Origin of the sequence: Streptomyces sp. NPDC087422 (assembly GCF_044744145.1) — a bacterium.
Classification (GTDB): domain Bacteria; phylum Actinomycetota; class Actinomycetes; order Streptomycetales; family Streptomycetaceae; genus Actinacidiphila.
The window spans coordinates 130,186-155,968 of the sequence record NZ_JBIUXT010000003.1; the positions used below are offsets into that span (position 1 = coordinate 130,186).

The 25,783-nt window shown below is 72.9% G+C and carries 20 protein-coding genes; 8 read left to right on the forward strand and 12 right to left on the reverse strand.

The annotated features are described in order from the left end of the window. Positions 1 to 91: 91 nt before the first annotated feature. From ACIO6U_RS10280 to ACIO6U_RS10295, 4 genes are all read right to left on the reverse strand, one after another. Complete coding sequence (locus ACIO6U_RS10280) at positions 92 to 352, reverse strand: hypothetical protein (protein WP_401309746.1); 261 nt, start codon at positions 350 to 352, stop codon at positions 92 to 94. Continuing rightward, on the reverse strand, positions 349 to 918 hold the full coding sequence (locus ACIO6U_RS10285) for a polymorphic toxin-type HINT domain-containing protein (RefSeq protein WP_401717350.1): 570 nt from the start codon (positions 916 to 918) through the stop codon (positions 349 to 351). The genes ACIO6U_RS10280 and ACIO6U_RS10285 overlap by 4 nt, the downstream gene beginning before the upstream one ends. Before the next feature lie 68 nt (positions 919 to 986). After that, positions 987 to 1,874: a hypothetical protein gene (locus tag ACIO6U_RS10290; protein ID WP_401717353.1), complete on the reverse strand. Its 888-nt coding sequence runs from the start codon at positions 1,872 to 1,874 to the stop codon at positions 987 to 989. 328 nt (positions 1,875 to 2,202) lie between these two features. Continuing rightward, positions 2,203 to 3,717: a cryptochrome/photolyase family protein gene (locus tag ACIO6U_RS10295; protein WP_401717356.1), complete on the reverse strand. Its 1,515-nt coding sequence runs from the start codon at positions 3,715 to 3,717 to the stop codon at positions 2,203 to 2,205. A 376-nt stretch (positions 3,718 to 4,093) separates the two neighbouring features. Here ACIO6U_RS10295 and ACIO6U_RS10300 point away from each other — a divergent pair, with 376 nt between their 5' ends. Beyond that, entirely contained in the window at positions 4,094 to 5,380 is a 1,287-nt protein-coding gene (locus ACIO6U_RS10300) for a spore photoproduct lyase family protein (RefSeq protein WP_401717359.1), read from the forward strand. 672 nt (positions 5,381 to 6,052) lie between these two features. Beyond that, on the forward strand, positions 6,053 to 6,817 hold the full coding sequence (locus ACIO6U_RS10305) for an MBL fold metallo-hydrolase (RefSeq protein WP_401717362.1): 765 nt from the start codon (positions 6,053 to 6,055) through the stop codon (positions 6,815 to 6,817). A gap of 119 nt (positions 6,818 to 6,936) precedes the next feature. Here ACIO6U_RS10305 and ACIO6U_RS10310 read toward each other — a convergent pair whose 3' ends face one another. After that, on the reverse strand, positions 6,937 to 7,188 hold the full coding sequence (locus tag ACIO6U_RS10310) for a hypothetical protein (RefSeq protein ID WP_401717365.1): 252 nt from the start codon (positions 7,186 to 7,188) through the stop codon (positions 6,937 to 6,939). A 249-nt stretch (positions 7,189 to 7,437) separates the two neighbouring features. Between ACIO6U_RS10310 and ACIO6U_RS10315 the strand changes: the two genes are divergently transcribed. Next, positions 7,438 to 7,590 carry a hypothetical protein gene (locus ACIO6U_RS10315; protein WP_401717368.1) on the forward strand — a complete coding sequence of 51 codons (153 nt, stop codon included), beginning with the start codon at positions 7,438 to 7,440 and terminating at the stop codon, positions 7,588 to 7,590. A 310-nt stretch (positions 7,591 to 7,900) separates the two neighbouring features. Continuing rightward, entirely contained in the window at positions 7,901 to 9,814 is a 1,914-nt protein-coding gene (locus tag ACIO6U_RS10320; protein ID WP_401717371.1) for a hypothetical protein, read from the forward strand. 170 nt (positions 9,815 to 9,984) lie between these two features. On the opposite strand, the gene ACIO6U_RS10325 is transcribed toward ACIO6U_RS10320, so the two are convergent. The 4 genes from ACIO6U_RS10325 to ACIO6U_RS10340 form a co-directional block, all read right to left on the reverse strand. Then, positions 9,985 to 11,385 carry a PLP-dependent cysteine synthase family protein gene (locus ACIO6U_RS10325; protein WP_401717374.1) on the reverse strand — a complete coding sequence of 467 codons (1,401 nt, stop codon included), beginning with the start codon at positions 11,383 to 11,385 and terminating at the stop codon, positions 9,985 to 9,987. Between the two features lie 219 nt (positions 11,386 to 11,604). After that, positions 11,605 to 12,720, reverse strand: coding sequence for an LLM class flavin-dependent oxidoreductase (locus ACIO6U_RS10330; RefSeq protein ID WP_401717377.1), 1,116 nt, complete (start codon positions 12,718 to 12,720; stop codon positions 11,605 to 11,607). Positions 12,721 to 12,817: 97 nt separating this feature from the next. Further along, positions 12,818 to 14,107 carry an NtaA/DmoA family FMN-dependent monooxygenase gene (locus ACIO6U_RS10335; protein WP_401717380.1) on the reverse strand — a complete coding sequence of 430 codons (1,290 nt, stop codon included), beginning with the start codon at positions 14,105 to 14,107 and terminating at the stop codon, positions 12,818 to 12,820. Between the two features lie 716 nt (positions 14,108 to 14,823). Next, the gene (locus tag ACIO6U_RS10340) at positions 14,824 to 15,981 is read right to left on the reverse strand and encodes a lactonase family protein (protein WP_401717383.1); all 1,158 of its coding nucleotides are present in this window, start codon (positions 15,979 to 15,981) and stop codon (positions 14,824 to 14,826) included. A 288-nt stretch (positions 15,982 to 16,269) separates the two neighbouring features. Between ACIO6U_RS10340 and ACIO6U_RS10345 the strand changes: the two genes are divergently transcribed. Beyond that, positions 16,270 to 16,899: a class I SAM-dependent methyltransferase gene (locus ACIO6U_RS10345; RefSeq protein ID WP_401717386.1), complete on the forward strand. Its 630-nt coding sequence runs from the start codon at positions 16,270 to 16,272 to the stop codon at positions 16,897 to 16,899. Between the two features lie 72 nt (positions 16,900 to 16,971). Here the strand turns inward: ACIO6U_RS10345 and ACIO6U_RS10350 are convergent, their stop codons facing one another. Both ACIO6U_RS10350 and ACIO6U_RS10355 read right to left on the reverse strand, forming a co-directional pair. Beyond that, a complete protein-coding gene (locus ACIO6U_RS10350) occupies positions 16,972 to 18,447 on the reverse strand; it encodes a hypothetical protein (protein ID WP_401717389.1) in 1,476 nt (491 codons plus the stop codon). 135 nt (positions 18,448 to 18,582) lie between these two features. After that, positions 18,583 to 19,011, reverse strand: a complete 429-nt coding sequence (locus ACIO6U_RS10355) for a hypothetical protein (protein ID WP_401717392.1) — start codon at positions 19,009 to 19,011, stop codon at positions 18,583 to 18,585. Between the two features lie 209 nt (positions 19,012 to 19,220). Here ACIO6U_RS10355 and ACIO6U_RS10360 point away from each other — a divergent pair, with 209 nt between their 5' ends. From ACIO6U_RS10360 to ACIO6U_RS10370, 3 genes are read left to right on the forward strand one after another with little or no spacing between them, the layout of a single operon-like run. Continuing rightward, entirely contained in the window at positions 19,221 to 20,624 is a 1,404-nt protein-coding gene (locus ACIO6U_RS10360) for a hypothetical protein (protein WP_401717395.1), read from the forward strand. Beyond that, positions 20,624 to 22,120, forward strand: a complete 1,497-nt coding sequence (locus ACIO6U_RS10365) for a hypothetical protein (protein WP_401717397.1) — start codon at positions 20,624 to 20,626, stop codon at positions 22,118 to 22,120. Before ACIO6U_RS10360 ends, ACIO6U_RS10365 begins: the two co-directional genes overlap by 1 nt. 3 nt (positions 22,121 to 22,123) lie before the next feature. Further along, on the forward strand, positions 22,124 to 25,213 hold the full coding sequence (locus tag ACIO6U_RS10370) for a hypothetical protein (protein WP_401717400.1): 3,090 nt from the start codon (positions 22,124 to 22,126) through the stop codon (positions 25,211 to 25,213). 38 nt (positions 25,214 to 25,251) lie between these two features. Here the strand turns inward: ACIO6U_RS10370 and ACIO6U_RS10375 are convergent, their stop codons facing one another. Continuing rightward, positions 25,252 to 25,620 (reverse strand): metalloregulator ArsR/SmtB family transcription factor, encoded by a 369-nt coding sequence (locus ACIO6U_RS10375; protein WP_355340076.1) that lies wholly within the window; start codon positions 25,618 to 25,620, stop codon positions 25,252 to 25,254. Positions 25,621 to 25,783 lie beyond the last annotated feature (163 nt).

Genomic DNA, 25,783 nt, shown 5'->3' on the forward strand with positions numbered 1-25,783 from the left:
GCCGTCAGAGACCCTCAGCGGCCCCACTGGAAAAAACCAGTGGGGCCGCTGCAATTCCGCTCAGTACTATCTTGACAGTCTCGAACGCGTTCTACTCGTACACGACTGCCGCACGAAAGATTGCTGCAATCAACGCCCAGTCGGGCACCTCAGGAACCGGCTCGCCGATGACATTCTTAAAGAATCCGTCCATCGATTTAGTCCAACGCGCGGAGGCGTCCACAAAGTCCGAGGTGGATGGATTCTGCAGTTCCAATTTTCCATCGCGCAGAAGGATTGCCAGACCTTGCAGGTATTTGGCGAGATCCTCGCGCGTGTTGATTACGTTCAATGCTGGGTCCGGCCAGTTCACGGCCACTCCACTGGGTCGAAGTGCTGAATCAAGATCGACGCCCCGTCATTTTTAGTGGTGAACTTCCACGCCTCCCCTGCGATTTCTTCGGGAGTCGCCATCCGGAACGGCATCTGAATCCCAGCCTTCTGAAATGCAACGAGCCGCCGATTGTCCAACGAGAAGAGATTTCCATCCTTGTACTGAAGTCTCACCGTGGGAAGATCTTCTGGCTTGCTATATCCAGATCGCAAACCGGCCGCCGTCTGCTCAATCGTCTCTCCACTGCCGAAACGTGGGCTGACAGTATCCTGCGAAAACCTCACCAAGCTCGGGTCGATTGTCCCGTTGCAATTGTGCACCAGCACCGGCGTGCTACCGGCGAGTACATAGTACGAGTGCAGGTTCGCGACCGTGAGGTCGTACGTCACTGCCGTCGTGTGGTAATTGCGGACCGCGGTGACGACGGCGGTGGTGCCGTCCGACTGGCGGAGGTGGGTGCCGGGGGTGAGGTGGGAGGCGTCGGTCCACTGGGAGGTGGTGACGTTCCAGAAGGGGTGGTGCCAGGTGGTGGTGAGGACGGCCACCGCCGCGGTCTTCCGGGCCGCCCCCGACGCCGACTTCGCCGCGGCCGCCGGCTTCGACGGCGCGATCGTCAGGGCCGTGAAGTCGTGGTCCGTGGTCGTTTCAGCGTCCGGCCGTATTCGTCGACGGTGCTGCTGGACATGGTGACGAACGACGGCGTGGAGCCGCTGTACGAGGCGGCGTTCTGCTTCATGGTCACGGAGCCCGCCGTCGGCGCCGTGCCGAAGGCGGTTGAACCGTCGTAGTAGGTACGGGTGTCGGAGACGGAGTCGCGTGGGAGGACGGGCGTCGTGGCGCACTTGACGGCGACGGTGGTGTTCTCGTCCGGGGCGTCGAGGATCCAGGCACTGGTGCTGTCGGCGTATGTCGTGGTGACGCACTGGTCGTCGGCCGCCGTGGTCACGTCACCGAGGTCGTCGGTCCTGGTGACCCGGCCGTACGAGTCGTGGGTGTAGTCGGTCTCGGTCTCGCCGGTTCGGCCGTCGGAGTAGGGGGTGTAGACGCGTTCCCTGCTCTGACCGGTGAGATAGGAGTTCTGGGCGGGCAGCGTGTCGCCCAGGCTGTGGGTCGCCCGGGAGGCCGAGGTCCACGGGTCGGTGACGGTGTCGGTGATCACCTTGCCGCTGCCGGCGCCGTCGTACTGGACGGTTTCGTACGCCATGCCGGCGTACTGGTCGAGATCGGTGACCGCGGGGTCGCCGCGCGAGTCGGTGATCGTGGCCGAGCGGGTGCCCTTGTTCGGCAGGGTGTCACCGTCCATGCCGCGGAAGTACGTGTAGTCGCTCTCGGTCACCGGGTCGGGCGCGTTGCCGGTGGTGACCTTCATGCCCTGGAAGCCGCGGAACTGGTTCCAGGTCCGCTCGTTGGCGAGCGTCAGCGGTCCGTCGTCGTAATACCAGGTCAGGGAGAGCAGAACGCCGTTGACGCCCGCGGCCTCGGCGTCGCTGCGGGGCAGCACCCGTACACCGACAGAGACCGGTGCCGCGGAGTCCGCTCGGTCGGCCGCGGAGCAGGTGCCGGTCGCCGCTCGCTTGCCGTTCCGGCTGTCGTGTCCGCCGGGGCCGATCCACAGCGGAAGGGACCCGGCGCGCCTGGCGACGGGCCCGGGAAACCGCGCACCTCGCGCGTGGCGGCCAGACGGTACGGTCCGTCGGCGGCGCCCTCTCCACCGTGCTCGCCGGACCGGGCGCCGTTCTCATCGGCATCACCTCGGCCCTGGCTGTCCGGGGCGGACCTGCCGCACGTGAGGTGTCGGGTCCGTCGAGCCGCCGGAGGGGGCCGGGGGGTCACGGGGCCTGGGGGCCGCGGGCGGCGGCTTGGTCCAGGAGTTCGGGAAGGTCTTTGAGCCGGTCGAGGCCCTGGACGGCGCGGGCCGTGCGGTGATTGGCGGACAGCCGGGCCCGGTGGCGGTGGAGGAAGGCCCAGTAGCCGGTGCTGTAGGGGCAGGCGTGGTCGCCGACGCGGTCGGTGGGGCGGTAGGCGCACGGCCCGCACAGGTCGCTCATCCTGTGGAGGTACGCGCCGCCGGAGGTGTACGGCTTGGTGGTCATCAGGCCGCCGTCGGCGTACTGCGACATGCCGACGACGTTGGGCAGCATGACCCAGTCGTAACCGTCGACGAAGCAGCGGTGGAACCAGTCGGTGACGGCCGCCGGATCCCAGCCGTCCTGGAGGGCGCGGCTGCCGAGCACCATGAGCCGGGGGATGTGGTGGGTCCAGCCGGTGTCCCGGACCTGGGCGAGGACGGTGGACAGGCAGTTGGCGGTGACGGCGTCGGCGTCCAGTTCGAGGAACCAGTCGGGGAGCGGGGCGTGGTGGCGCAGCGCGTTGCGGTGCCGGTAGTCCTCGCCGAAGTGCCAGTACACCTGCCATACGTACTCCCGCCAGCCGGCGATCTGCCGGACGAAGCCCTCGACGCTGTTGAGCGGCGCGTCACCCGCGCGGTACGCGGCCTCGGCCCGCTCGACGCACTCGGCCGGGTCGAGGAGTCCGAGGTTGAGCGGTGCGGACAGCAGGCTGTGGCTCATCACCGGATCGGCGGCCAGCATGGCGTCCTCGTACCGTCCGAAGTCCGGCAGCCGGTGCGAGAGAAAGCGGCGCAGCGCCGACAGGGCTTCGCGGCGGGTGGCGGGGAAGAGCCGGGGGCTGTCGCGTCCGACGAAGGACACCTGGCCGTCGCGCTCCCACCGGTCGAGGTCGTGGCGGACCTCGTCGTCGATCTCGTCCTCCTCCGGCCGCGAGGGACCGGCCACCGTCAGGGTGTCCCGGCCGCGCGGCGGCGGCTCACGGTTGTCGTGGTCGAGATTCCACCGGCCGCCCGCCGGCCCGTCCCCGTCCATGAGGAGGTCGTGCCGCTCGCGCACCCAGCGGTAGAAGCCCTCCATCCGCAGGCTGCGACCGTCTCGGCGTCCGGCCCACTCCGCGAATTCGGCCCGAGGCACCAGGAAGCCCTTCGCGGGCAGCACGTCCACCCGCTCCAGCGACGTGACCAGGGCCAGCGCGGCGCGCGAGGTGGGGTGGCAGACCGTGAGCCGGTCCCTGCCGCCGCCCGGCACCTGGGCCAGCGCCTCCGTATACGTCTCGGCGCGTACGTACGTCACCCGGTCGCCCAGTTCGGCCGCGCGGTGCCGCATCGCGGACAGCACCAGATGCGCCTTGGCGCGGTGGAACCGGCGGCGGCGCAGCACCGAACGGGCCTCGATCATGATCACCGGCGCCTGTGCGTCGGGGCCGCCGTGCCGGGGATCGAGGAAGTGGGGGCCGAGCTGGTCGCCGAACAGCCAGTGCGGTCGCGGTTCCATGGGGGTCTCCTCTCGCGGCGCCCGGGTGCTCCGCGCGGCGGGGCCGTCCCTTCGGCCGATGCTGCCAGCCTCCGCGCGGGTCCTGCGCGCCGACACTCCGGCGCGACCGGACTCCGGAGGGCCGAGACGTACGCCACCGGGTCGCTCCTCTCCGCCCCGCCGGGCTCGGCCCTGACGACCGCCCCTGGACTCGGGCCCGTAGGCTCGGACGTGTCCGTCCGCCGCGATGTCCGCCGCGATGTCCGCCGGACGCGCCGCCGACCACATGCGGCGCGGGCCCGCCCCCGCGCGTACCGTTCGAACGGCCGACACGGATACGGATACGGATACGGATACGGATACGGATACGGATCAGGCCGAGGGCAGGAGGAGCGCCGTGCCACAGCCCCCGGCCGACTCGTCCCACCACCGGCCGGACCTGCCGCACCGGCCCGATACGGCCGGCCCTCCCGGCCCTCCCGGCCCTCCCGGCGCTCCCGGCCCTCCCGGCCCTCCCGGCGCTCCCGGCGCTCCCGGCGCTCCCGAGCAGCAGACCCTCTTCGGGTGGGAGGACACACCGTCCGCCGCCCCGCCCGACGACGGCGGATTCCGGGACAGCCCGCAGGCCCGACGAATGCTGGACGTACGGCAGGTGTACGCCGAGCCGGCCGCGCTCGCCTCCCCGCGTGGCCGGCAGATCATGGCGCGGCTCCCCGGCGTCCCCGTCACCGAGGTGGCGAGCCACTGGCGCATCCCCTCCCTGCACGGCAACGAGGGAAACGTCTCCCGCTGGGTGCGCGTCAAGACAGAGACACTCGTCCTGGGCGTGAAGCGCACCCTGGAGACGCGCCCCAACGGCAGATCAGCCGACTGGATCGCCCCCGGCGCCTCCAACGGGTGCGCGATGGCCTGCGCCTACTGCTATGTACCGCGCCGCAAGGGATACTCCAACCCGATCACGCTGTTCACCAACGTCGAGGCGATCATCGCCCACGTCAGGCGGCATGTGCGGACGCAGGGCCCCAAGCGAGAGCCGAACCAGTGCGACGCCCACTCGTGGGTCTACGACATCGGCGAGAACGGCGACTGCTCGGTCGATGCCCTGGTCTGCGACAACACCGCCGACTTCATCGCCGCTTTCCGCGCCCTGCCCACCGCCAAGGCGTCATTCGCCACGAAGTTCGTCAACCCCGACCTCCTGGCGCTGGACCCGCGGGGCCGTACCCGGGTGCGTTTCTCGCTGATGCCCGAACGCGACTCGCGCCTGTTGGACATCCGCACCAGCCCGGTCGCGGAACGCGTCGCCGCGGCCGCGGACTTCCTCGACGCCGGCTACGAGGTCCACTTCAACCTCTCACCGGTCGTACTGCGGCCCGGCTGGCAGCGGGACTGGGCCGATCTGCTCGCCCACCTCGACGATGTCCTGCCCGTCCGGGTGAAGCGGCAGGCTGCCGCCGAGGTCATCCTGCTGACCCACAACCAGCAGTTGCACGAGGTCAACCTCGGCTGGCACCCGCGCGCGGAGGACCTCCTGTGGCAGCCGGACGCCCAGGAGGTCAAACGCTCGGAGAACGGCGCGCTCAATGTCCGCTACGCGCGCGATGTCAAGCACGGCGCCGTCGTCCGGCTCCGGGAGCTGATCGCGACGCACGCCCCTTGGCTACGGGTCAGATACGCGTTCTGAACGCCGGCCCCTCCGCCGCCGGTCCCTCCCGGTGGAAGGTCACTTCGACGGTTGGGGGCGGAAAGCCGCATTCGCGGGCGCCCCATTCGGCGACGGCCGTGGCGGCGGCCTCCGGCTGGTGGTCGGTCGGCATGTGGCCGAGCGTGCCTCTTCGGTGGCCGCGTCGTCGAGGACGTGCAGCCATACGTGACCGGTGACCCGGCGTGCGTGAGCGCGACGCATTTCCAGCGGCCAGGGCTCACCGGTGCCGCGCAGCCGCGCCGCGCCGTCGAGTCCCTGAACACGCTCGGTCTGGCCGACCGGTCGATGACTGCCGGGCAGGGCGTCCCAGGCCGTGACGGCGACCGTGCCGTAGCCGTAGCCGGAGCCGGAGCCGTGGCCGTAGCCGTAGCCGGTGGAGACGATCTGCTCGGCCAGTCGCGTACGTACCGCCCCAGACGAAGTCCGTCCTGCTGACGACCGTGCCGTCCTCGCCGATCCCGAGCTTCGCCGTACGGCGCATGACCGGCGCGGCGGTCGGCCAGGACGAGAAGCAGTCCGCTCCTTTGATAAGCGCCAGGTCAAGGAGCTGGGGCCATCCGCGCTGAATCCGTCGCGGCGGGCGGCGATGGGAGCGATGAGTTCGGCCGCGGGCAGCAGTCTCAGTGGTGCAGGCAAGCGATGGGAGCAGAGATGGGCAAGCTGAAGCAGGTGGCCGACGGTGTCTGGGTGCGGCAGAGCGACTGGGTCTGGTCCAATTCGATCGTGGTGCGCGGCGAGGACGGGCTGGTCCTGATCGATCCCGGCATCGACGGTTCCGAGTTGGACCAGCTCGCCGATGATGTGGACGGGCTCGGCATTCCGGTGGTGGCCGGGTTCTGCACTCATCCGCACTGGGACCATCTGCTGTGGCATTCCCGGTTCGGCGATGTGCCGCGCTACGCGACCACCGCCGCCGCCGACGTTGCCGGTCAGGCCCGGGAGCGGGCGCAGGCGATGGCTGCGGAGAGCGCGTCCGGCGTGCCCCTCGACCTCGTCGCGCTCGTCACCCCGCTGCCCGCCGACGGCGGAGCGGTGCCGGGCCAGGTCATCGAGCACCAGGCGCACGCTGTCGGCCACGCCTCGGTCCTGCTGGCGGACCGCGGCGTCCTGCTCGTCGGCGACATGCTCTCCGACGTCCTGATCCCGCTCTTCGACGCTCGCCAGGACGATCAGGTGGGAGCCTACGAAAGCGCTCTCGACCGGCTGGCCGAGGCTGCCGGGCAGGCCGACGTCGTGGTCCCGGGCCACGGCTCCGTTGCCGAAGGCCGCGAGGTGGCGGCCCGCTTCGCCGCCGAGCGTGCCTACATCGACGCGCTCCGGCGAGGAGACGACCCGGTCGACGCGCGCCTGGGGCCGCACGCGGACTGGCTCTCCCGTCCTCACCGGGCCAACATGGAACAGGCCCGAGGCCGGTAGGACCCGTATACCCGGGCGAGCCGACCGGATCGGCACCCTGGCCAAGCGGTCGGCGCGGAACTCCCCGCCGACGTCGCCATCGCCCCGTCCGCACCCCCGTTCAGCGGCTAAAGGGCGGGTCAGAGCAGGGAGTTGTACGCCTGCCACCCGTCGCTGATCTTGAGGCGGGGCTTGAAGGGGGCGGCGGGGTTGCCGGTGCCTTCGTAGTACCAGAGGCCGGTGCGACCGGTGGCGATGAGGTCGTCGTGGCCGTCGAGGCGGAGGTCGCCGGTGCCGAGGAGGCGGGTGTAGGTGTTCCAGCCGGGGCCGACCAGACTGCGGGCGTCGTAGTACGCGGACGAACGGGCCCCCTGGCACCGGGGATGAGCCACAGATCGCCTTTGGCGTCCCGCCCGAAGACGCTGGGGACGAGTTCCGCGGGTCGCACGTCGGCAGTGGGGCGCAGGGTCTGCGTGGCGCCGACGCACTGCCACCCTTGCGGGTCGCGGACCTCGATCGTGCCGACGAGCCTGCCCGCATAGTTCTGTCCGTCGGCGCTGAACCGGACCGTAACGGCGTTCTCGAGCTGCTCGGGCGTGTATCCGGCTGCGGCGATCTGGGCTGCCGTAAAGACCACTTGGGTGCTCGTCGTATGCGCGGACGCCGGGCTCAACCAGACGATCCGGATGTTCAGCCGCTCGGTCACGGCGTGCGGCGCCCCGGTGGCGATCTGCGGGCTCGCGCTGTACGAGGTGACGCCCCCATCGGTCCAACTGGGCTTGAAATACGGCTGATTCACGATCAGGTCGCTCGTCGAGCGGTTGGTGGAGGAGCCCGCGATGTCCTTGCCGGTCGCACCGTCCACCAACTGCGCCTGCACCATGATCTGTCCGTACACCGGGTACGCGGCGCTGATGTGCAGATGCGTCGCGCCCGCCGTCATCGGCGTGCCCCGGACCCAGTGCGCGGCGGTGCCGGGGGCCGGCTCTAGGATTGGCTGACCCGTACATGTCCGCTATCGGCGCCGGGATGGCGCGGGCGGCAGGGGTACTCGTTTTCCTTGGGGGGATACACCGAGTGAGACTTCGCGCTCTTCTGCCTGCCGTGACGGCCGGCGCACTGCTGACGGCCGCGCTCGCGCTTCCGGCGACCGCCGCCGACTCCGGGACGGCGGCGCCGTACGACGCGGTGCCGGGTGCCACCGCGAGCCCGTCCGGCGCGGCGAGCCCCGGTCCGACGGACACGCCGACCGCCACCGCGACCGGCACGCCCACCGGCACCACCACGCCCACCGGCACCGTCGGCGACACGCCCACGGACCCGCCTGCGCCTACGGACCCGCCCACGGACGCGCCCACACCCACGCCCACGGACACCGCGAGTCCGGAGCCGTCAGGGAGCGGGACGCCCGACCCGGCCGAGACCACCCCGCCCCCGCACCGCTTCCAGGTGTACAGAGTCGGCAACTCCTGGTCCGACCACTGGAAACTCTCGGTGTCCGTGTACAGCGACACCTCGGCGGTCGCGGGCATCACCGCGCACTACCGTCCGCACGGTGCGCCCGCGGACGCGCCGGACGCCGGTACGACATCGGCCTTCGTGACCAGTCCGTACCTCGACAACGACCGGACGGCGGCGCAGCGCATCGCCCTTCCCGCGATGGGCGTCTACGACATCTCCGTGGACATCACGGACAGCCGGGGAGAGGTCGAACACTTCCCGGACGCGGGCCAGTTCACGTACGCGGCGCAGGTGTCCGTCGGGAAGCTCTCGGCCGACCGCGGCTCGGTGGACTACGAGCACCGCTCGTACGCCGTCTCGGCCCCGGTCACCGTCACCGACCCCAGCACGGGCGCGGCGCTCGACCCGGCCGGTGTGTCGGTCGACCTGACCAACCCGGACCTCGGGGGCGGTGTGGATACGGTCGCCGTCGCCACCGCGCGGGCGGACGGGCGGGTCAGCGCGCCGGTCACGGTGAAGGGCGACGTCACCTACCGGACGGCGGGCGCCGACGGCACCGCCACCGCGGGCTACCCGTACTTCCTCGACGGCAGCGACCAGACCCCGCTCACCGTGCCGGCGAAGGCGGAGACCACCCGGATCCGCGTCCTGAGCAAGACCGACGTCAACGTCCCCCGGGGCGGCCGGACCACGATCACGGGCGTGTACGAGCGGAAGGCCGGGTCCGCGTGGGTGGGCACGCCGGGCCAGAAGATCTACACCCAGGGACCGGCGTACTTCGACGCCACGGCCAGGACCAGGGCCGACGGCACCTTCACCGTCACGACCGGCACCGCGGGCTCGTACTACTTCTGCAACTACTGGAACTACGACCCCTTCCTCCTGCCCACCGACAACAGCACGACGCCGGTCCACGTGCACATCCCGACGCCCAGCCGCGTCACCCCGTTCCGCGTCAGCGAGGACGAGTACGGCGAGGCGGTGATCGACGGCCATCTCGACCTGTACGGATCGGAGTTCGCGAACAACACGCACTCCATGACGATCCAGTACTCGTCCAACGGCAAGTCCTGGCACACCGTCGGCACCACCCGGATCGGCCGCCAGGGCCTCCCCGGCGACGAGTTCATGACCTACGCGACCTACGGCGGCCAGGCGAACGGCTACTGGCGGGCGTACTTCCCCGGCACCCCGGACTTCTCGCCCTCCTACAGCGCGGCCGTCAAGATCTACCGCACCCCCACCCGCGTCACCGGCGGCAAGCCCAGCCGCACCACGGTGCGCAAGAACACCTACGTCACCTTCGGCGGCCACCTCCAGCAGCGGAGCACCTCCGGCAAGTGGTCCGGAATCTCCCGCAGTTACGCGTACCTGGAATTCCGGCCCGCGGGCAGCAAGACCTGGCACTACGTCACCCGCGCGAAGACCGACTCCAAAGGCGCCTACTACCTGCGCGGCAAGTCGACTCGCAGCGGCACCTGGGTCGTCGTGTGGTTCACCTCCGACAGCCGCCACATCGACTCCAACGGCCCGGAGACCTACGTCCGCGTGAAGTAGGCGGCTCCGGTCCGAGCAGTTACCGCGACGGCGGCAACTGGGGGCGGCCCGCTGCGGTCCCGTACCGGTCCGCTCGATGCACCCGCAACGGTCGCGGGACGGACCGGGCCCGCTCGGACCGGCCGCGTCGGCCCAGCGGTTGGAGAACACCTGTGGTGGCGACTCCTCGCTCATCCGCTCAGATCAAATGACGGGGCGGGTTCGGATGGGGTGCGCAGAGAGTGCCGGGGGACGGTGTGGGTGGCGCGGCCTTGGGTGAGGACGGGGGCGATGGGGGCGGCGGAGGGGGGCCAGTCGGTGACGGCGGGGGCGGTGAGGGGGAGGGCGGCGCCGAGGCGGGGGGCGAGGGGTTGGGCGGATTCGGCGACGGTCGGTGCGGTGCGGAGGCGGGCGGGGGTGGTCCAGCCGAGGAGGTCGGTGGGGTGGGGGGCCAGCAGGCGGCGGTCGCGGCGGTACGCGACCAGCACCACGTCGTCGTCGCCGAGGCCGTCCGCGGTGAGCCGCCGTACGGCGTCGGCCGGGTCCTCGTCCCGCTCCACCACCGGCGCCGGGGTGGCGTGGTCGCCGACGGTCGGGCCGTCGGCCGGGGCCGGGCCTCGGAAGCCGTTGGCGGTGAGCCAGTCGTCGTTGAAGTACGTCGACAGGTAGGCCCGGCCCGAGTCCGGCAGCAGGGCCACCACGGTGTCGTCCTCGGTGAGGTGTTCGGCCACCCGCAGGGCCGCCGCGAGCGCGACGCCCGACGAGCCGCCCGCGAGGATGCCCTCGGTACGGGCCAGCCGCCGCACGGCGTCGATCGCGTCCTGGTCCCCGACGGCGAGGTAGCGGTCGATCACGGCGGAGTCGAGGGCGAGCGGCCAGACGTCGGCCGTGGCCTCGGGGTGCAGGAAGTGGCCCGCGCCCTCGATGTACTTCTGGCTGCCGTCGCCGCCCGCGTACATCGAGGTGACGGGGTCCGCGCCGATCACCCGGACCCGGCCTCCGCTCACTTCCCTGAGGTAACGGCCGGTCCCGGAGATCGTGCCGCCGGTGCCGACGGTGGCGACGAAGTGGGTGACCGCGCCCTCGGTGTCCGTCCAGATCTCGGGGCCGGTGGTGGCGTAATGGGCGGCCGGATTGGCCGGGTTGTCGTACTGGTCGACGAACCAGGCGCCCGGCGTCTCGGCGGCGAAGCGCGTGCCCTGCGAGCGCATGCTGTCCGGGTGGTCGCGCGGGACGAAGGCGTCGACCAGCCGCACCTCGGCTCCGTAGGCGGCGAGTTGGTCCCGCTTCTCGCGCGAGGTCGCGGAGCCGGTGAAGACCACCGTCCGGTAGCCGAGGTGGGCGGCGGCCAGCGCCAGGCCGATGCCGGTGTTGCCGCTGGTCACCTCCACCACGGTGCCTCCCGGACGCAACGAGCCGTCCGCCTCCGCCCTGCGGAGCATCGACAGCGCCGCCCGGTCCTTCACGCTGCCGCCGGGGTTCTGCCACTCCGGTTTGACGTACACGCGCGGGCGCAGTCCTTCGGCGGCGCGGGTGAGGCGGATCAACGGTGTCCCGCCGATGGCGTCGAGCACCGACTCGTATCTGGCCATGCGATCTCCTTGAGTGGTGGGCGCCGGGAGGGGGCGGGAGCGGGGTCAGCGGCACGGCCCGCGCACCCCGGGAGCGGGGTCGGCGGTACGGCCCGCACACCCCGGGAGCGGGGGCAGCGGTACGGCCCGCGCACCCGTACGCCGATCCGCTCGTACGTCGTCCCGCTCGTACGTCGTCCCGCTCGTACGCCGATCCGCCGATCCGCCCGGTGCCTGCCGTCACCGCCCCGCCGGCACCGGCCCCGCCGCCCGCTCGGCGTCGCGCCGGGCGACCTCCGCCCGTACCAGCGGAATGACGTGGCGGCCGAAGTCGATGGCGTCGCCCAGCAGGTCGTAGCCGCGCGCGGAGATGATATCGACGCCGAGGTCGATGTAGTCGAGCAGCGCCCGCGCGACGGTCTCCGGCGTGCCGACCAGGGCGTTGGAGTTGCCCGCTCCCCCGGTGACCGCCGCGGTGCGGGTCCACAGCGCGCGGTCGTAGCGCTCGCCCTGCTCCGCGATGCCGATCAGCCGCTGCGAACCGGTGTTCTGCGGGGCGTCGCCGCCGCGCCGCCGCCACGCGCCCGCCGCCCGGCGCTGCTCGATGGCGGCGACCGTGCGGTGCGCCTTCTCCCAGGCCAGTTCCTCGGTGGGCGCGATGATCGGCCGGAAGGCGACCTGGATACGCGGCGGGGTGCCGCGGCCCGCGGCCAGCGCGGCGGCCTTCACCGCCTCGATCTGCTGGGCGGTCTCGGCCAGCGGCTCGCCCCACAGCGCGTAGATGTCGGCGACGGCGCCACCGGCGGCGTACGCGGCGGCCGACGAACCGCCGAAGGAGACGTCCGGGTGCGGCTGCCGCACCGGGAACACGTCGGAGACGTAGTCGCGGAAGCGGTAGTGCGCGCCCTCGTGGTCGAACGCCTCGTGCTCGGTCCACACGCGTTTGACGATCTCGATGTACTCACGGGTGCGCGCGTACCGCTCGTCCTTGCTCAGGACGTCGCCCTCGCGCTGCTGCTCGTGGTCGCTGCCCCCGGTGATGAAGTGCACGGCGAGCCGGCCGTCGCTGATCGCGTCGAGGGTCGCGAACTCCCGTGCGGCGAAGGTCGGATACGACACGTTGGGGCGGTGCGCGAGCAGGATCTCCAGGCGTTCGGTGCGCGCGGCGATGTACGCCGCGGCCGTACCGGGCTCCGGCGAGGCGGAGCTGTACGCGAACAGCACCCGGTCCCAGCCGTGGTCCTCGTGGGCGCGGGCGAGTCGCAGCGTGTAGTCCTTGTCGAAGGACGCGCCGCTGCGCGGTGTGGTCTCGGAGCCGTCGTTCGTGGCGGCGATACCGAGGAATTCGACGGGCACGGCAGGGCCTTTCGTCGGGGTGGACGGGCGGTGGCAGATGGTCAAATTCGGTGACAAGCGGTGACAGTCGGTGGGAGCGGAAGGCGAACCGGGCGTCTCACGAGGGCAGTTCGAGCCCCAAGTTCTCGCGCAGCGTCCTCCCGGCGTAGTCCTCGGCGACGACCTTCCGCTTGCGCAGCTCGTGCAGCAGGCCGTTGACGACGAAGTCGTGCTCGCGCGGGTCGGCGAGGCCGCCGAGCGTGATGACGTCCAGCACTCCGGCCCGGAAGCGCTCCTCGACCGCGTCGGCCAGTTGCTCCGGCGTGCCCGCGGCGGCCCAGTGGCCGGTGTCCTGCGCGGCGACGATCAACTCCCGCAGCGTGTAGCCCTGTCGGGCGTATCCGACGAAGATGTCGACCCGGCCGCGCCGCCGGTTCACCGACGTGACGTCCGGCAGCAGGCTGTCCGGCAGCTTCGCGTCCAGGGGCAGCTCCGAGAGGTCGACGCCGCCGCCGAGCATGTCGGCCACCTGCGCCCGGCCGCGCTCGAAGTCGATCGACTCGCGCCGCTCGCGCACCAGTCGGCGCGCTTCCTCCTCCGTCGCGCCGTAGGTGGCGTGGAAGGAGCTGAAGATCAGCGGCAGTCCGCCGGGGCGGCCGAACTCCGCCGCTTGGGCGCGGATGCGGCGGGTGAAGTCCAGCGCGACGTCCAGCGTGGGCAGCGAGGTGAACACCACCTCGGCGTACCGCGCGCCCAGTGCCCGGCCCGCTTCGGACTGCCCGGCCTGGAACTGCACCGGGCGGCGCTGCGGCAGCGGCGGGATGTTCAGCGGACCGGCCACCGAGAAGTACGGACCGCGGTGGTCGACGGGCCGGACCTTGGCGGGGTCCAGCACCGCCGCGCCGTCCGGCCCGCGCGTCAGCGCGCCCGGTTTCCAGCTGTCCCACAGCGCGTTGACGACCTCGAGCGTCTCCGCGGCGCGCGCGTAACGCTCCTCGGGACTGGGCAGCGCGCCGGGGCCGAAGTTCTCCTCGCCGAGCGAGGAGGTCACCAGATTCCACGCGGCCCGCCCGTTGCTGACGTGGTCGAGCGTGCCGAACAGGCGCGCCAGGTTGTACGGGTGGTGGAAGGTGCTCGACACGGTCGCGATCAGGCCGATCCGCGACGTGACCTGGCTCAGAGCCGACACGAACACCAGCGGCTCCTGCGAGCCGATCGCGCCCTGCGCGCCGAAGCTCAGCAGGTCGGCGGTGAACAGCGCGTCGATCCGCGCCGCCTCGGCGAGCGCCGCGACCCGCACGGCGGTGTCCAGGGTGGACCGCTCCGGATCGACGGCCAGGTCGTACGTCTCCGACACACCGCCGGCCCCGGTCACGGTCTTCAGCGTCCTCGGAGGCTGCGCGCTCACAGGTCGTCCCTTCTCACCGGCGGCGACGGCACCGGTGCGTCATGTGGCTGAGGATCGGGGTCTTCTCCGGCGCGGGCCGACGGGCAGCGCGGGTGCCCGCCCCTGTGCGCGGACGTGCTGCCGCGGGGTGCGGACGTGCTGCCGCGAGGTGCGGAGGCGCGCGAAAACGCGCGGCGGTACCCGGAGAAGAGGGGGAGAAAGCCGTCGTGGACGGCGGATCGTCAGCGACAGAGCGTGGTGTGGATCCGGCACAGATCGACGTGCCGACGCTTCGTCCGGCCGGGCCGCAGGAGGGCGGCCCCGACCGATACGGCGCGCGATCCCTTCACGACGACTCCGATCGGCCCGGCGGCGAAAGCCGGGCACAGCGACGCGGCCGGGAGAACGCTTCGGCCGCGTGATGCGGGTTGACGGTGCGGAATGAACGTACGTGCCAGGTGGCGGGCCTTGTCAAGACCCCCCCCGGGCGGCGGCGGGCGGTCGTCACCGCCGAGAACGCCGTGGGGCCAGCCGAAAAGCCGCTTCGGCGGGCCCGTGCCGCGCGCCGCGCGGGGTGCTCCGCGCGGCGCGCTCCGGCTCGGGTGCCGCCCGGCGGTGACTCTCCGGGCGGTCCCGGGCTTTACACAGCCGGTGCCAGGTTTTACAGCCGGTCCCAGGCTCTACAGCCGGTGCCAGGTTTTACAGGCGGTCCCAGGCTCTACGAGCGGTCCTGGCCTCTACAGGGCGACGATTCCCTCGCCGCCGACGGCGTCCGGGACGATGACGGTGCCGACCTTGTGGAGCGAGCCGTCCCGCTCGACGCGGAAGGCGTCGACACCGCCCGTACCGCCGGTCTGGACGTACAGGAAGTGCTCGTCGGGGGTGACGGCGGAGTCCGTGGAACCCGCGCCGGTCGCGGTGGTGCCGAGCGGTTCGAGCGTCGCCCGGCGGGTCTGCCGGAAGCCGGAGACCGCGTTGCTGCCGGCGTTGGAGGCGTAGAAGCGGTCCCCGGCGCGGGAGATCCAGCAGGTGGCCTGCTCGCCGGTGAGCGCCTTGTCGAGCCGGACGACGTGGCCGTCCTCGCGGACCGCGAAGGTCAGCACGGCGTTGGTCCCCGCGTCGGTGACGACCAGGCGGCCACGGCTGTCGAAGGTGAAGCCGAAGGGGACCGCCCCGTTCTCCACGTTCACGACGGGACGGGCGGACGGGGCACCGGACGGGCTCACGCGGAAGACGTCGACGCTGCTGCCGCCGGCCTTCGTGGTGACGATCAGTCGGGACCCGTCGGGGGTGAAGGACACCTGGCCGGGGGTGTGGGTGAACTCCGGCGCCGTCGTGGTGTCGAGGCGGAGCTCCCGCCTCCACCCGCCGACGCGCTCCAGCCTCTTGCCCCCGGCGATCCGGTAGCCCTGGACGGAGCCGCCGTCGCGGGCGTTGAGGACGTAGACCCGGTCGTCGTGGACGGTGAGGCTGACGGGGAAACGTCCGCCGGAGGTGATGACCTGCTCGCGGTGGAGCCTCTCGCCGTCGACCGAGAAGACGGTGACGGTGTCGCTGCCCGCGTTGACGGCGAAGAGCAGGTGGTGCGCGCAGTCGTGGACGAGCGAGCCCTGCGAGGCGAGGTGGTCGACGACCGAGCCGTCGAGGACACCGCCCTTGCCACCGGTGGCGAAGGTGCCGCGTCGGCTGAGGGAGCCGTCGGGGGCGCGGTGGTAGGCGACGATCTCGTTGTGGGCGGTGTTGTCCGTCTGGACGAACACCGGGCCCTCGGAACCTCTGGGATACGGGGCGGGCGACGCCGCCGCCGACGCGGACGGGAGGGCGAACACCGCCATGGAGCCCGCCACTGCTGCGGCGGTCCAGGCGGCGTGAGTGAGCGAGAGAATGCGCTTCATCGTTCCCCTTCGGGAGCTGGGTCGGCGAGATGGCCCCCTGCCCACGGCCTGGGCAGATGCGGTCCGCCGCCAGGATCGGGCCGGCGGCGGACACGAACCGTGACCGACGGGGCCAGGTTCGGCCGTTGTGGTGAGCGGCCCAGTCGAACGGCCCCAGGCCCGTAAAAGTCCAGGTGGACGGGGTGGGGCGGGGCCGTCCCTGAGCCCCGGGCGGGGCCGTCCGTGAGCGCCGGGCGGGGCCTGTCACCCGGGGGCGGCGGCGGTGGCGGAGGTGTGAGCTTCCTTCGCGTGGCGGAACACCAGGACGGGACCAGGGCGGCCTACGACGGGGTCGTCGAGCTGTACGCGTCGCTGTTCGCCGACCGGCTGGAGACGCAGCCGTTCGCGCGGGGCATGCTCGGCACCTTCGCCGAGTTGGTGCGCGGCACGGGGAACGTGCGGACGGCCGACCTCGGCTGCGGGCCGGGGCACATGACGGCCATGCTGCACGACCTGGGGCTGGACGCCTTCGGACTCGACCTCTCACCCGGCATGGTCGGCCACGCCCGGCGCGCTCATCCGGCGCTGCAGTTCGACGAGGCGCGGATGGAGGCGCTGCCGGTCGAGGACGGGGCACTGGGCGGCGTGCTGGCGCACTACTCGATGATCCACACCCCGCCGGAGGAAGTGCCCGCGCTCCTCGCGGAACAGGTACGCGTCCTGGCCCCGGGCGGCCTGCTCATGGCCTCCTTCTTCGCCACCGAAGGGCCGGAGCCGGTCCGCTTCGACCACAAGGTCTCGCCCGCCTACAGCTGGCCGGTGGACCGCTTCGCCGAACTCCTCGCCGGGGCGGGGCTGTTCAACCTCGCCCGCCTGGTCCACGACCCGGCCTCCGAACGGGGCTTCCTCGACGCCCACTTGCTGGGCCGCCGCCTCTAACGGCTGTTTCCGGCATGGGCGGTTGCCCCGGCGGAGGCGGCGCGGTGGGAGGCCCGCGCCGACTTCGCCGGGTCAGCGGGGAGGCGCCGAGTCCAGTATCCGCAGGGCGAACGGCGCGATGGGGGCCATACGGCGGCGGCGGAGGTCGAGGGTGGGGGCGGGGGCGGACAGGCCGTGGGCGGCGAGGAGGGTCATCAAGGGCCAGATGAGGTCGGGGCGGCCGGTGAGGGGGAGTTCGGCCGAGTCGGGGGTGATGACCTTGGCGGGGGTGACACCCGCGAGGAGGTTGGTGCGGGGCCAGTCGACGACGTAGGACGTGCCGCGCGGGGCGACGCACAGGACGACGTCCCGGGTGCGGTGGAGGACGGCGAGGTAGTTCATCGGGAGGGTCAGGCGACGGGCGGCGTCGAACGGCGGCGTGCCGTCCTCCGGTCGGACGCGGACGACGGTGTCGAGGACCGGGCCGTGGTCCTGGAAGGTGGTCGTGCCGCGCAGTTCGACGAAGCGGGCGCGGATCAGGTGGCCGCCACGGCGGGACCAGCGGCGGCCCGAGGAGCCGAACTCGCCTGTGGGGCCGGGCAGTTCGTCCACGATCCAGCGGGACTCCTCCCACGGTTCCGTGACCGGTGCACGGTCCTCGGGGTGGGCGCGGATTCGCTCGGCCAGGGCGGTGTAGCGTCCGGCCGTGTGCGGGTCCAGTCGCCGGAGGTCGATGGTGTCGCCGGTCATCACGACTCCTCCGGCCGCCCGTGAGATCCGCATCTGCTCCAGCAGGCGGCCGGGGCGCCGGGTGACGTCGGTGCGGTGGCCGTCGAGGTCGAGCAGCCGACTGGTCCTCGTCCCCGCGAGCAGCAGGCTGCGCGGCCACTGGGGGGTGACCTCGCCGGGGGTGGCCGGGGCGGCGTCCGAGGCTGTGCCGGGGACGGCGTCCGAGGAGCCGGGAGGCCCGGCGGCAGGCCCGGCGGCAGGTCCGGCGGAAGGCCCGGCGGCAGGGGCCGGGTGGACGAGGACGACCAGGCGCCCGGCCGTCACGGCGGACAGGCACATGGACGGCACCCGCCACTCCCGCGTGACCTCGAACGGGTCGGCGCCCTCGACGCCGTGCACCCGCAGCCTCAGCTGGATCAGCGGCGTGAACTCGTCGGGCGCGTAGTTGCCGAAGTGCTTCGTGAAGGTGGCCTCGCCGTCGGGGCTGTAGCGCACCAATGACGCCTCCAGGACGTCGGCCCGCGCCAGCCACGCCCGCGCCGGGCCCTTGGGGGACTCCGGCGACAGCATCACGAGAGTGTCGTCGTCGTAGCGGACACTCGCGTCCTTCGCCCGGTCCCGGCGCGTGATCCGGGGGAACCCCTGCCGCGTGGACGTGTAGGCCGCGACGGGAATCGTGACCGTGCCGGCCAGGCCGACGCCGAGGCAGACCAGCGCGGCGCCCCGGTCGGTCCCGCTGTGCCATATCTGGAGCCCCATCAGCAGGAAGAACGGGCCCGCGATGCAGCAGATCGCGGTGAAGAGGAGATTGCCGATGAACGCACCGGCGTAGCTCCGCATGTGACCCTCCCCGGAGAGTTTCCTACGCGGACGCGGACGCGGACGCGGATGCTGGCGCGGACGCGGACGTCGGCGGGCGCGTCGGCATCGGCGTCGGGGCCGGGACGGGGCACGGCGCCGGAGTACGGGCGGCCCTCACGGCGTGACCCCGCCCGGCCCGGCGTACAGGTAGCCGCCGGGCCGGGCGGGGTCCGCCACCAGCAGCACCTGGTCCCCGGCGCGCGGAATCCGCAGCTTGGAGACGATGGTCTGGAGCGCGATCCGGTCGGCGGTCCCGTTCGGCTGGAGGACCAGGTCGACCACCGGGTCGAAGTTGACGAGCCTGCCGGTGTCGCTGATCGACACGACCACGGCGGGGGTGGTCGGCGCCCCGGCCGCGAGCAACTGCTGTACGTCGAGGCCGGAGTTGTACGCCCCGATGGACTGCTGGACCCGGCTGAAGTCCTCCTCGCCGAGGAACGCGCGGGTGGTACGGCCGTAGAAGCCCTTGCCGCTGGCCACCTTGCCGGCGATCTCGGCCGCCCGCTCCTCGCGGCTCTGGCGGCGCTTCCTGAAGATTCCCATGACGGCTGCTCCTTCTGGTGATGCCCGGTCCCGTGCCGCCCGGCGCACGCCCTGTGCACGGTCTGTGCACGTCCTGTGCACGCCCGACGCGCACCCGGTGCGGTACGGAGACGGGGGTCGACGGGCTGACGACAGGGACGCTAGGGGGCCGGGAACACCTACCGATCCCAGGTTCGCCAGCCCGATTCCGTACGACGTACGCTCCTCACATGCCGCCTGCCAGCCAGCCGACCGGCGCCCCGGCCCGAGCGCGCGCCATGGTCATCGACCGGGCGTGGCGTGCCCTCGGGCCCGGGCTGGAATCGCTGAGCGGCCCCGGCGGGGCGCCGTTGACCAGGACGGTCAAGCTGATCGTGCTGCCGCTGATCGTCCGGCCGGCGCTGCACCCCGAATTCGCGGCGGACTTCCTCCTGCCGGAGCAGGCCGCGCGGCTGGAGGCGCTGATCCGGGAGTCCGGCGGGCGGCTGGAGGCGACGGCGCGGTGGTTCACGCTGCTCAAGAGGACCCGCAGGGCGCTGGGCGTCGTGGCCGGCAACCCCCAGGACCTGTACTTCCAGCGCTGCTTCGAACTGGCCACGGAACATGGGCCGCCCTCGGCCGGTGCGGACGCGGTGGCCAGGGACGTCGTGGAGGACGTGGCCGACACGGCCGGCGGACGCACCGTGGAGGCGCTGAAGGAGCACCTGGCGGACGGCGTCCGACGCGCGCGGCTCGAAAGGGAGTTGGCCGCCCGCTGGAAGAGCCGTCAACCGGCCCCCGCCGCCGACGCGTTCGCGGCGGCCGTCGCGGCGGCCGAGGTGCTGGAGTCCTGCGGCATCGGCAACGGCAGCAGCAACGCCCCTGACCGGTCGCGGAATTCGGCGCCGTACGCGGCCATGGTCGAGGCGGGCCACGGCGCGTCCTTCGGCCGGGCGCTGTGGGCGGCGGACGCAGGCGACGGGGTGTGGGGCCGGGCCGATCTGCCGCCTCATCTCGGGCTCACCGCACGGCAGTCGCCGCCGTGTCCCGAGGTGGGACGGGGCGCTTCGACGGCCACGCTTCCCGCGCCCCTGGACCGTACGCTCTTCGAACGGCTCTTCGTCGTCCTCCAGTCGTCGGCCCGGCGCGACGAACTACCCGCTGTGCCGGACCTCGTGGACCGGGAGGTCGGCCGCGGTTGCGCCCCGCTCGGTCTGTACGACGAGAGCCTGCGGGTCGCCGCGGTCCTCGGCGGGCGGCTCGCCGTCGGCCTCGACCCGCTGGGCAGCGGCGAATCCGCGCTGGGGCGGACGGCCGCGCACCGGGCCGTCAACAGCCGCTGGCGGCGCGAGGCTTCGGTCCTGCGCGCCCGCAGGATGACGGTCTCCCCTCGGCCCGACCCGGACGGCGGGGTCCTGGACGCCCTCGCGCACGACCTCCGCGCGCCGTGGGCCGCGTACATGCGGAGGCTGTGGGTACGGCTGCACGGCCGGGACGTCCACGGGGCGCCGCTGGCGGACGCCGGGGCGGCCTGGGCGGTGCTCGACGGGGTCGCGCGCTCGGTGATGATGGACCACCGCGCGAGGGTGAGGTCGGCGCTGCGGAGCCTGTCGGCGGGCGCCGCCGCCGAAGCGGCCGAGCCGAGGAGCGCGTGATGGCGGCGGGCACGGACCTCTACGTCACGCGGGGCGAGGACGGGGCGGTACGGATCACCGCCGGTCCCGGCCCTTCCCCCGGCCCTTCCTCCGGCTCCCCTGCCGACAACGGCGGCGACCCGCTCGGCCCAGACCCCAGCCCCAGCCCTGGCCCTGGCCCCGGCCCCGGCTCCGGCTTCACCGAAGCCGTCCTCGACGTCGCGGGCGCGGTCCTGCTCTGGCCCGTCCTCGGGGACCCGGTCCTGCCGGTGGCCGAGGTGGACGACGTGGAGCGGGCGCAGCAGTGGCTGTGGGCGGTGTACGGCGAGCGCGCCGCCGCTGCCGTGCGGTCCTGCGCGGGCGGACAGGGGGCCGGGGACACGACAGGCGAGGCGGCCGGGGACACGGTCGCGGGCCCGGCACCAGCGCGGGTGACCGGCGACGGAACCGCTCTGGCGGACGCCGCCGCCCGCCTCGCCTTCGGGCACTGGGCCTCCCGGTGGTGGCCGGCGTCGTACGCGGACGGGATTCCGGCGCTCGAACCGGACGTCCTCGGGCTGGAGTTGGCCGCGCTCACCCACCGGTGCCAGGAGCTGTTCGACGACCGCGGGGACCAGCCGGACGACTGCGTGGCGGAACTGATCGGGGACCATCAGGCCGCTCTCGACCCGCTCGTCCGGTGGTGGCGCTCGGAGCCGCGGTCCGGGCACATCGCGCGTCACCTGGAGAGCGTGCTGCGGCTGATCGACGGCGCGGCCGACGCCGCCGGTCTCGACGGACCGGAGCTGCGCCGCCTCCGCGCGGAGCTGGACGCGGACCAGGACGCGGACCAGGACGCGGACCAGGACGCGGACCTGGACGCGGACCAGACCGTGGACCAGGACCAGGACCAGGACCAGGACGCGGACCGTACGGCACCCGCGCCCCTCACCCCTGGCGCGCTCTTCGCTTCCCGCCTCGGCTACACGCTCGCGGCGGGCGAACCCCTCCCCGTCGGCGGCCGGGTGATCGCCCGGGGCACCGGGACCAACGACTGGCGCCGCTACCCGCCCGGGTTCGTGGACGCCGCCGAGTCGGCGGTGTCCTGGACGGCGCGCGCGCTCGGCGGGCGGCGCCGGATCGAGGTCGAGGTCGTCGCGCACATCGCGGCGCCCGTCTGCGGCGCGCCCCTCGTCGCGGAGGTACGGGTCAACGGCGGGCTCCCGGTCCGCGCGCCCCTCACAAGGCGGGACGACGTGTGGACCGGCCGCGCGGATCTGGAACCGGGCCTGTCCGCAGGGGAGTTGACGCCGCGCTTCGAGGTCGCCGTACTGCTGCCGGGCTTCGACCCCGGTCCAGGCCCGGAAGGCCACGCCGACCGTGAGGCGGTCCGCGCGCTGGTCCGGGACCGCCTCGTGAGCGCGGCGGCCCGACCGGTCGAGGGCACGGCGCCGTACGACGCGTCGGCCCGCGCCACGCCCTCGGCCCCCTTCCTCGCCGAGATCGTCGCCGCCACCACCACGGGTGAGGACTACTGACGCATGACGACAGGTGACGAGGGGAGCGCCGGGCCGGACGCGGAGGTGATACAGCTCTACGGGGAGCCGTTCGACTCCGGCTTCGCGCTGGCGCAGGAGCACCAACTGGCGGCGGATCACGGGGCCGCGTCCGCCGTGTACGAGCAACTGCTCGCGCTGGCCGAGTCGGTCGAGGACTCGCCCGACGTGCGCTTCCTCCGGGCGCATCTGCTCTCCGACCTCGCGAGCGTCCGGCTCACCGCCACCGACCTGACCGGTGCGGAGGACGCCGTCGAACGGTCCCGCCGCCTTCTGGACGGCATCGCGTCCGAGCCGATGGGACCGCGCGGCCGTCAACTGTGGCTGGAGGTGCTGCTGAAGACGCTGCTCTGCGGGGCCGACCTGCTGCGCAGGTCCGGGCGCCTGGACGAGGCGCTGGCGTCTCTGGACGAAGCGGCGCTCCGGCTGCCCGAATTCGAGGACGTCGAGGGGCTGCGCGCGTCCGAACTCGGCCTGAACCGGGTCCACTTGCTGATGGAACGCGGCGAGTGGGGAAGAGCCGAGGAGCACGCCTCGGCCCTGCTGTCCACGATGCCGGAGGCCGGGGCGGAGACCGCTAAGGAGGCCGCGACGGAACCCGGGGCGGAGGCCGGAGCGGAGGCCGCGACGGAACCCGGAACGGAGGCCGCGACGGAACCCGGAGCGCAGGCCGCCGCACGTCCCGTACTGGAAACCGTGCCCCGCCTCCTGACCGCCCTCGGTCTGATCTGCTCCTCGACCGGGCGGTACGACCTGGCCGAGGACTACTTCACCCGCGCCGAGGACGGTTTCCGCGCGCTGGGGGACGTCGGCGAGCAGCAAACGCTGGTCGTCCACCGCGCGTACACCGCGATGCACCGGGGCGAACCGGACCTCGCGGAACGGCTGTTCGCCGAGGCGGCGGCGGTCTTCGCCCAACAGGAGCGCTTCGGTGACCTGGCGGTCTGCGAACAGGCCCGCGGGTACCTCGCCGGTCTGCGGGGCGACGCCACCCGCGCCGCAGACCTGCTGGAGTCGAGCCTGGCCCGCTTCGAACGCCTCGGCGCCGTCATCGCCGCCGCCGACACCATGCTGCTGGGCGCCCAACAGGCGTACGACCGGGGCGACATCACCGAGATGAAGCGGCTGGCCCAGCAGGCCCGCGACGCGTACCAGGCGCGGGAGGTGTACGAGCGGTGCGCGCAGGTCGACCTCCTGCTCGCGAAGACCCTGGAGCACAATCTGAACGTCACGGACCACGGCGCCCGCGAGCCGGAGTCCGTCGGCACCGCACTCTCCCTCGCGCTTCCCGCCGCACTCGCCCTGGAGGCCGCGCGCTACGACTTCGCCACCGCCCACGCCCGCAGCCAATGGCTCCAACTCGCCGACGACGCCATGGCGTTGGCCTTCCGGCTCGCCGTACGACGCCAGGACCAGGGGCTCCTGTTCGAGCTGGTGGAGCACCGCTGCGCGGGCGCCTCCCTGGCCCTGGACCGTACGACGGCGTCGGCCACGCGCACCGGGGCCGCCGGGCCCGCCGTCTTCCCCGGCGCGGCCGTGAAGGTCTACGGGCCCGGCGGGCGCGACGGCTCCGCGCCCACGCTCGGCGGTGTGGCGGCGGACGCCGCCGCCTCCGCGGGACTGCGCGTCGCGCCGCCGCCGAAGGTGCGGATGTCGGCGGAGTCCGGCCGCGTCGCGCTCCAGGAGTACGTCGCCGCGGCCGAGTTCCGCTATCAGCGGCGGATCGTGGACGAGGAGGAGGTGCCGTTCTGGGTCACCGACGACCTCACGGCCCGCCCAGTGGTCCAGATCCGGCTGGCCGACGCCGACGACCTGTTCATGGCCTGGACGTGGGCCGGCGGAGTGCGCGGTTTCGGCACGGGCCACGGGCCCGCCGACGAAGTCGACAGCGCGGTGGGCGCGTTGGCCGCCGCGCTGCCGGGGGCGGGCGACGGGGCGGAGGGAATGCGGCGCGCCTTCGCCACGGGCGCGCTGACCGACCGCGAGGCCGAGCACCGGCTCGCGCGGGAGCTGGCCCGGGCGCTGTGGCCCGAGGGGCTGACGGAGCAGATCCGGCAGGTCGCGGCGCGGGCGGGCCGTCCGCTGATCCGTATCCAGCCGTCGCCGAGGGTGGCACAGGTCCCCTGGGAACTGCTGGCCGTCGACGACACCGGCGACGTACGGCTCATCGAGCTGGCGGACGTCGTGACGACCGCACCGGCGTCGTTGCGGCGGACGCGGGTCACCGGCGCGGGCGCCGACGCGGGCGCCGACACTCGGGAAGCCGGCGCCCCCGTCGCCGTGCCCCACGGCGAAACCGGCGCCGTCGTCCTCGTCCTCGACCCCCGCGTGCCCGGCTTCCGGGCCGACTCCCCGCTCGGCTCGGTCCTCGGACCGCCCGGCTCCGACCCGGAGTTGCTGTCCCTCGTCCGGCGCCGCCTCGACGCGGGCGCGGTCGTACCGTCCGTGGCCGCGCCCGCCGAGGCGTTCCGCCGTACCGACCTCGACCGGGACTGGCTGAGCGGGGCGCTGCGGAAGCGGCCACGGCGGCTGATGTACGTCGGGCACGTGAGCGGCGCGCCGGTCGAGGGCGGCCAGAGCGAGGACGGCACCCTGCATCTGTGCTGCGGGCCCGGCACCGACGGCCTCGCCGAGCCGGTCCGCACCCACCGGCCGCTGTCCGCCAAGGACCTGCTGCTCGGCACGCTCCCCCTGCGCGCGGACGGCGAGCCGGGCGCCCGCATCTGGCCCGCGCCGCCGCGCGTCGCCCTCATCGGCTGCGAGAGCGGCGGCGACCTGCGCTTCGCCGAGTCGTTCGGGCTGGCGACCGCGATGCTCCACAACGGCGCGGAGCTGGTCACCGCCGCGCGCTGGCCGCTCCCGACCAGCTTCGCCTTCCACCGCCTCGGCGGCCTGCCCGAGTCCGTACGCCCCCTGACCGACGCGGTCCTCGCCGTGGACGCCGCCCACGAAGACCCGGACCCCGTACGCCACTTCACCGGCTGGCAGCGCGAACGGCTCACCCGCTGGCGCGCCACCGGCCGCGTCGAGCACTCGCCCCTGCTGTGGGCCGCCATGACCTCCATCGTCGTCTGACCGCCGCTGCGGCCCGGCGCGGGCCGCGGCCGTAGCGCTTACCGGCGCGTGGCGCCGGGCGGGCCGAGGAGACTGCCCATGCCCGCCACGACGGACGGCGCGACCTTGTAGTACACCCAGGTCCCGCGCCGCTCGGAGGTGAGCAGTCCGGCCTCGCGGAGCTTCTTGAGGTGGTGGGAGACCGTGGGCTGGGAGACGCCGACGTCGGAGATGTCGCACACGCACGCCTCGCCGCCGTCGTGCGAGGCGATGAGCGAGAAGAGCCGCAGCCGTACGGGGTCGCCGAGCGCCTTGAACATCGCCGCGGTCCGCTCGGCCTCCTCGGCCGTCAGGGCGCGCTCGCTCAGCGGCGGGCAGCAGGGCGCGGTGTCCGCCGCAGGCGCGGGGAGCGGCTCGGTTTTCGACATGCGTCTATGTTGACACATGTCGAATCAGGGCGGCGGCCCGGACGTCGGGAGCGACGGATTCGACGGACATCTAATTTGACGGTTATCGATTCAGGTGCCACGCTGGCGGCACAGGACATCGACAGATGTCGAATCAGAGAATCCGGGCGTCGGAGACTCCCGA

What these genes read in the sequence shown, in the direction of transcription:
- ACIO6U_RS10295 (WP_401717356.1), bottom strand. Translation starts at nt 3,717, where the DNA reads ATGGAACCGCGACCGCACTGGCTGTTCGGCGACCAGCTCGGCCCCCAC.
- ACIO6U_RS10305 (WP_401717362.1), top strand. Translation starts at nt 6,053, where the DNA reads ATGGGCAAGCTGAAGCAGGTGGCCGACGGTGTCTGGGTGCGGCAGAGC.
- ACIO6U_RS10325 (WP_401717374.1), bottom strand. Translation starts at nt 11,385, where the DNA reads ATGGCCAGATACGAGTCGGTGCTCGACGCCATCGGCGGGACACCGTTG.
- ACIO6U_RS10340 (WP_401717383.1), bottom strand. Translation starts at nt 15,981, where the DNA reads ATGAAGCGCATTCTCTCGCTCACTCACGCCGCCTGGACCGCCGCAGCA.
- ACIO6U_RS10350 (WP_401717389.1), bottom strand. Translation starts at nt 18,447, where the DNA reads ATGCGGAGCTACGCCGGTGCGTTCATCGGCAATCTCCTCTTCACCGCG.
- ACIO6U_RS10355 (WP_401717392.1), bottom strand. Translation starts at nt 19,011, where the DNA reads ATGGGAATCTTCAGGAAGCGCCGCCAGAGCCGCGAGGAGCGGGCGGCC.
- ACIO6U_RS10360 (WP_401717395.1), top strand. Translation starts at nt 19,221, where the DNA reads ATGCCGCCTGCCAGCCAGCCGACCGGCGCCCCGGCCCGAGCGCGCGCC.
- ACIO6U_RS10365 (WP_401717397.1), top strand. Translation starts at nt 20,624, where the DNA reads ATGGCGGCGGGCACGGACCTCTACGTCACGCGGGGCGAGGACGGGGCG.
- ACIO6U_RS10370 (WP_401717400.1), top strand. Translation starts at nt 22,124, where the DNA reads ATGACGACAGGTGACGAGGGGAGCGCCGGGCCGGACGCGGAGGTGATA.
- ACIO6U_RS10375 (WP_355340076.1), bottom strand. Translation starts at nt 25,620, where the DNA reads ATGTCGAAAACCGAGCCGCTCCCCGCGCCTGCGGCGGACACCGCGCCC.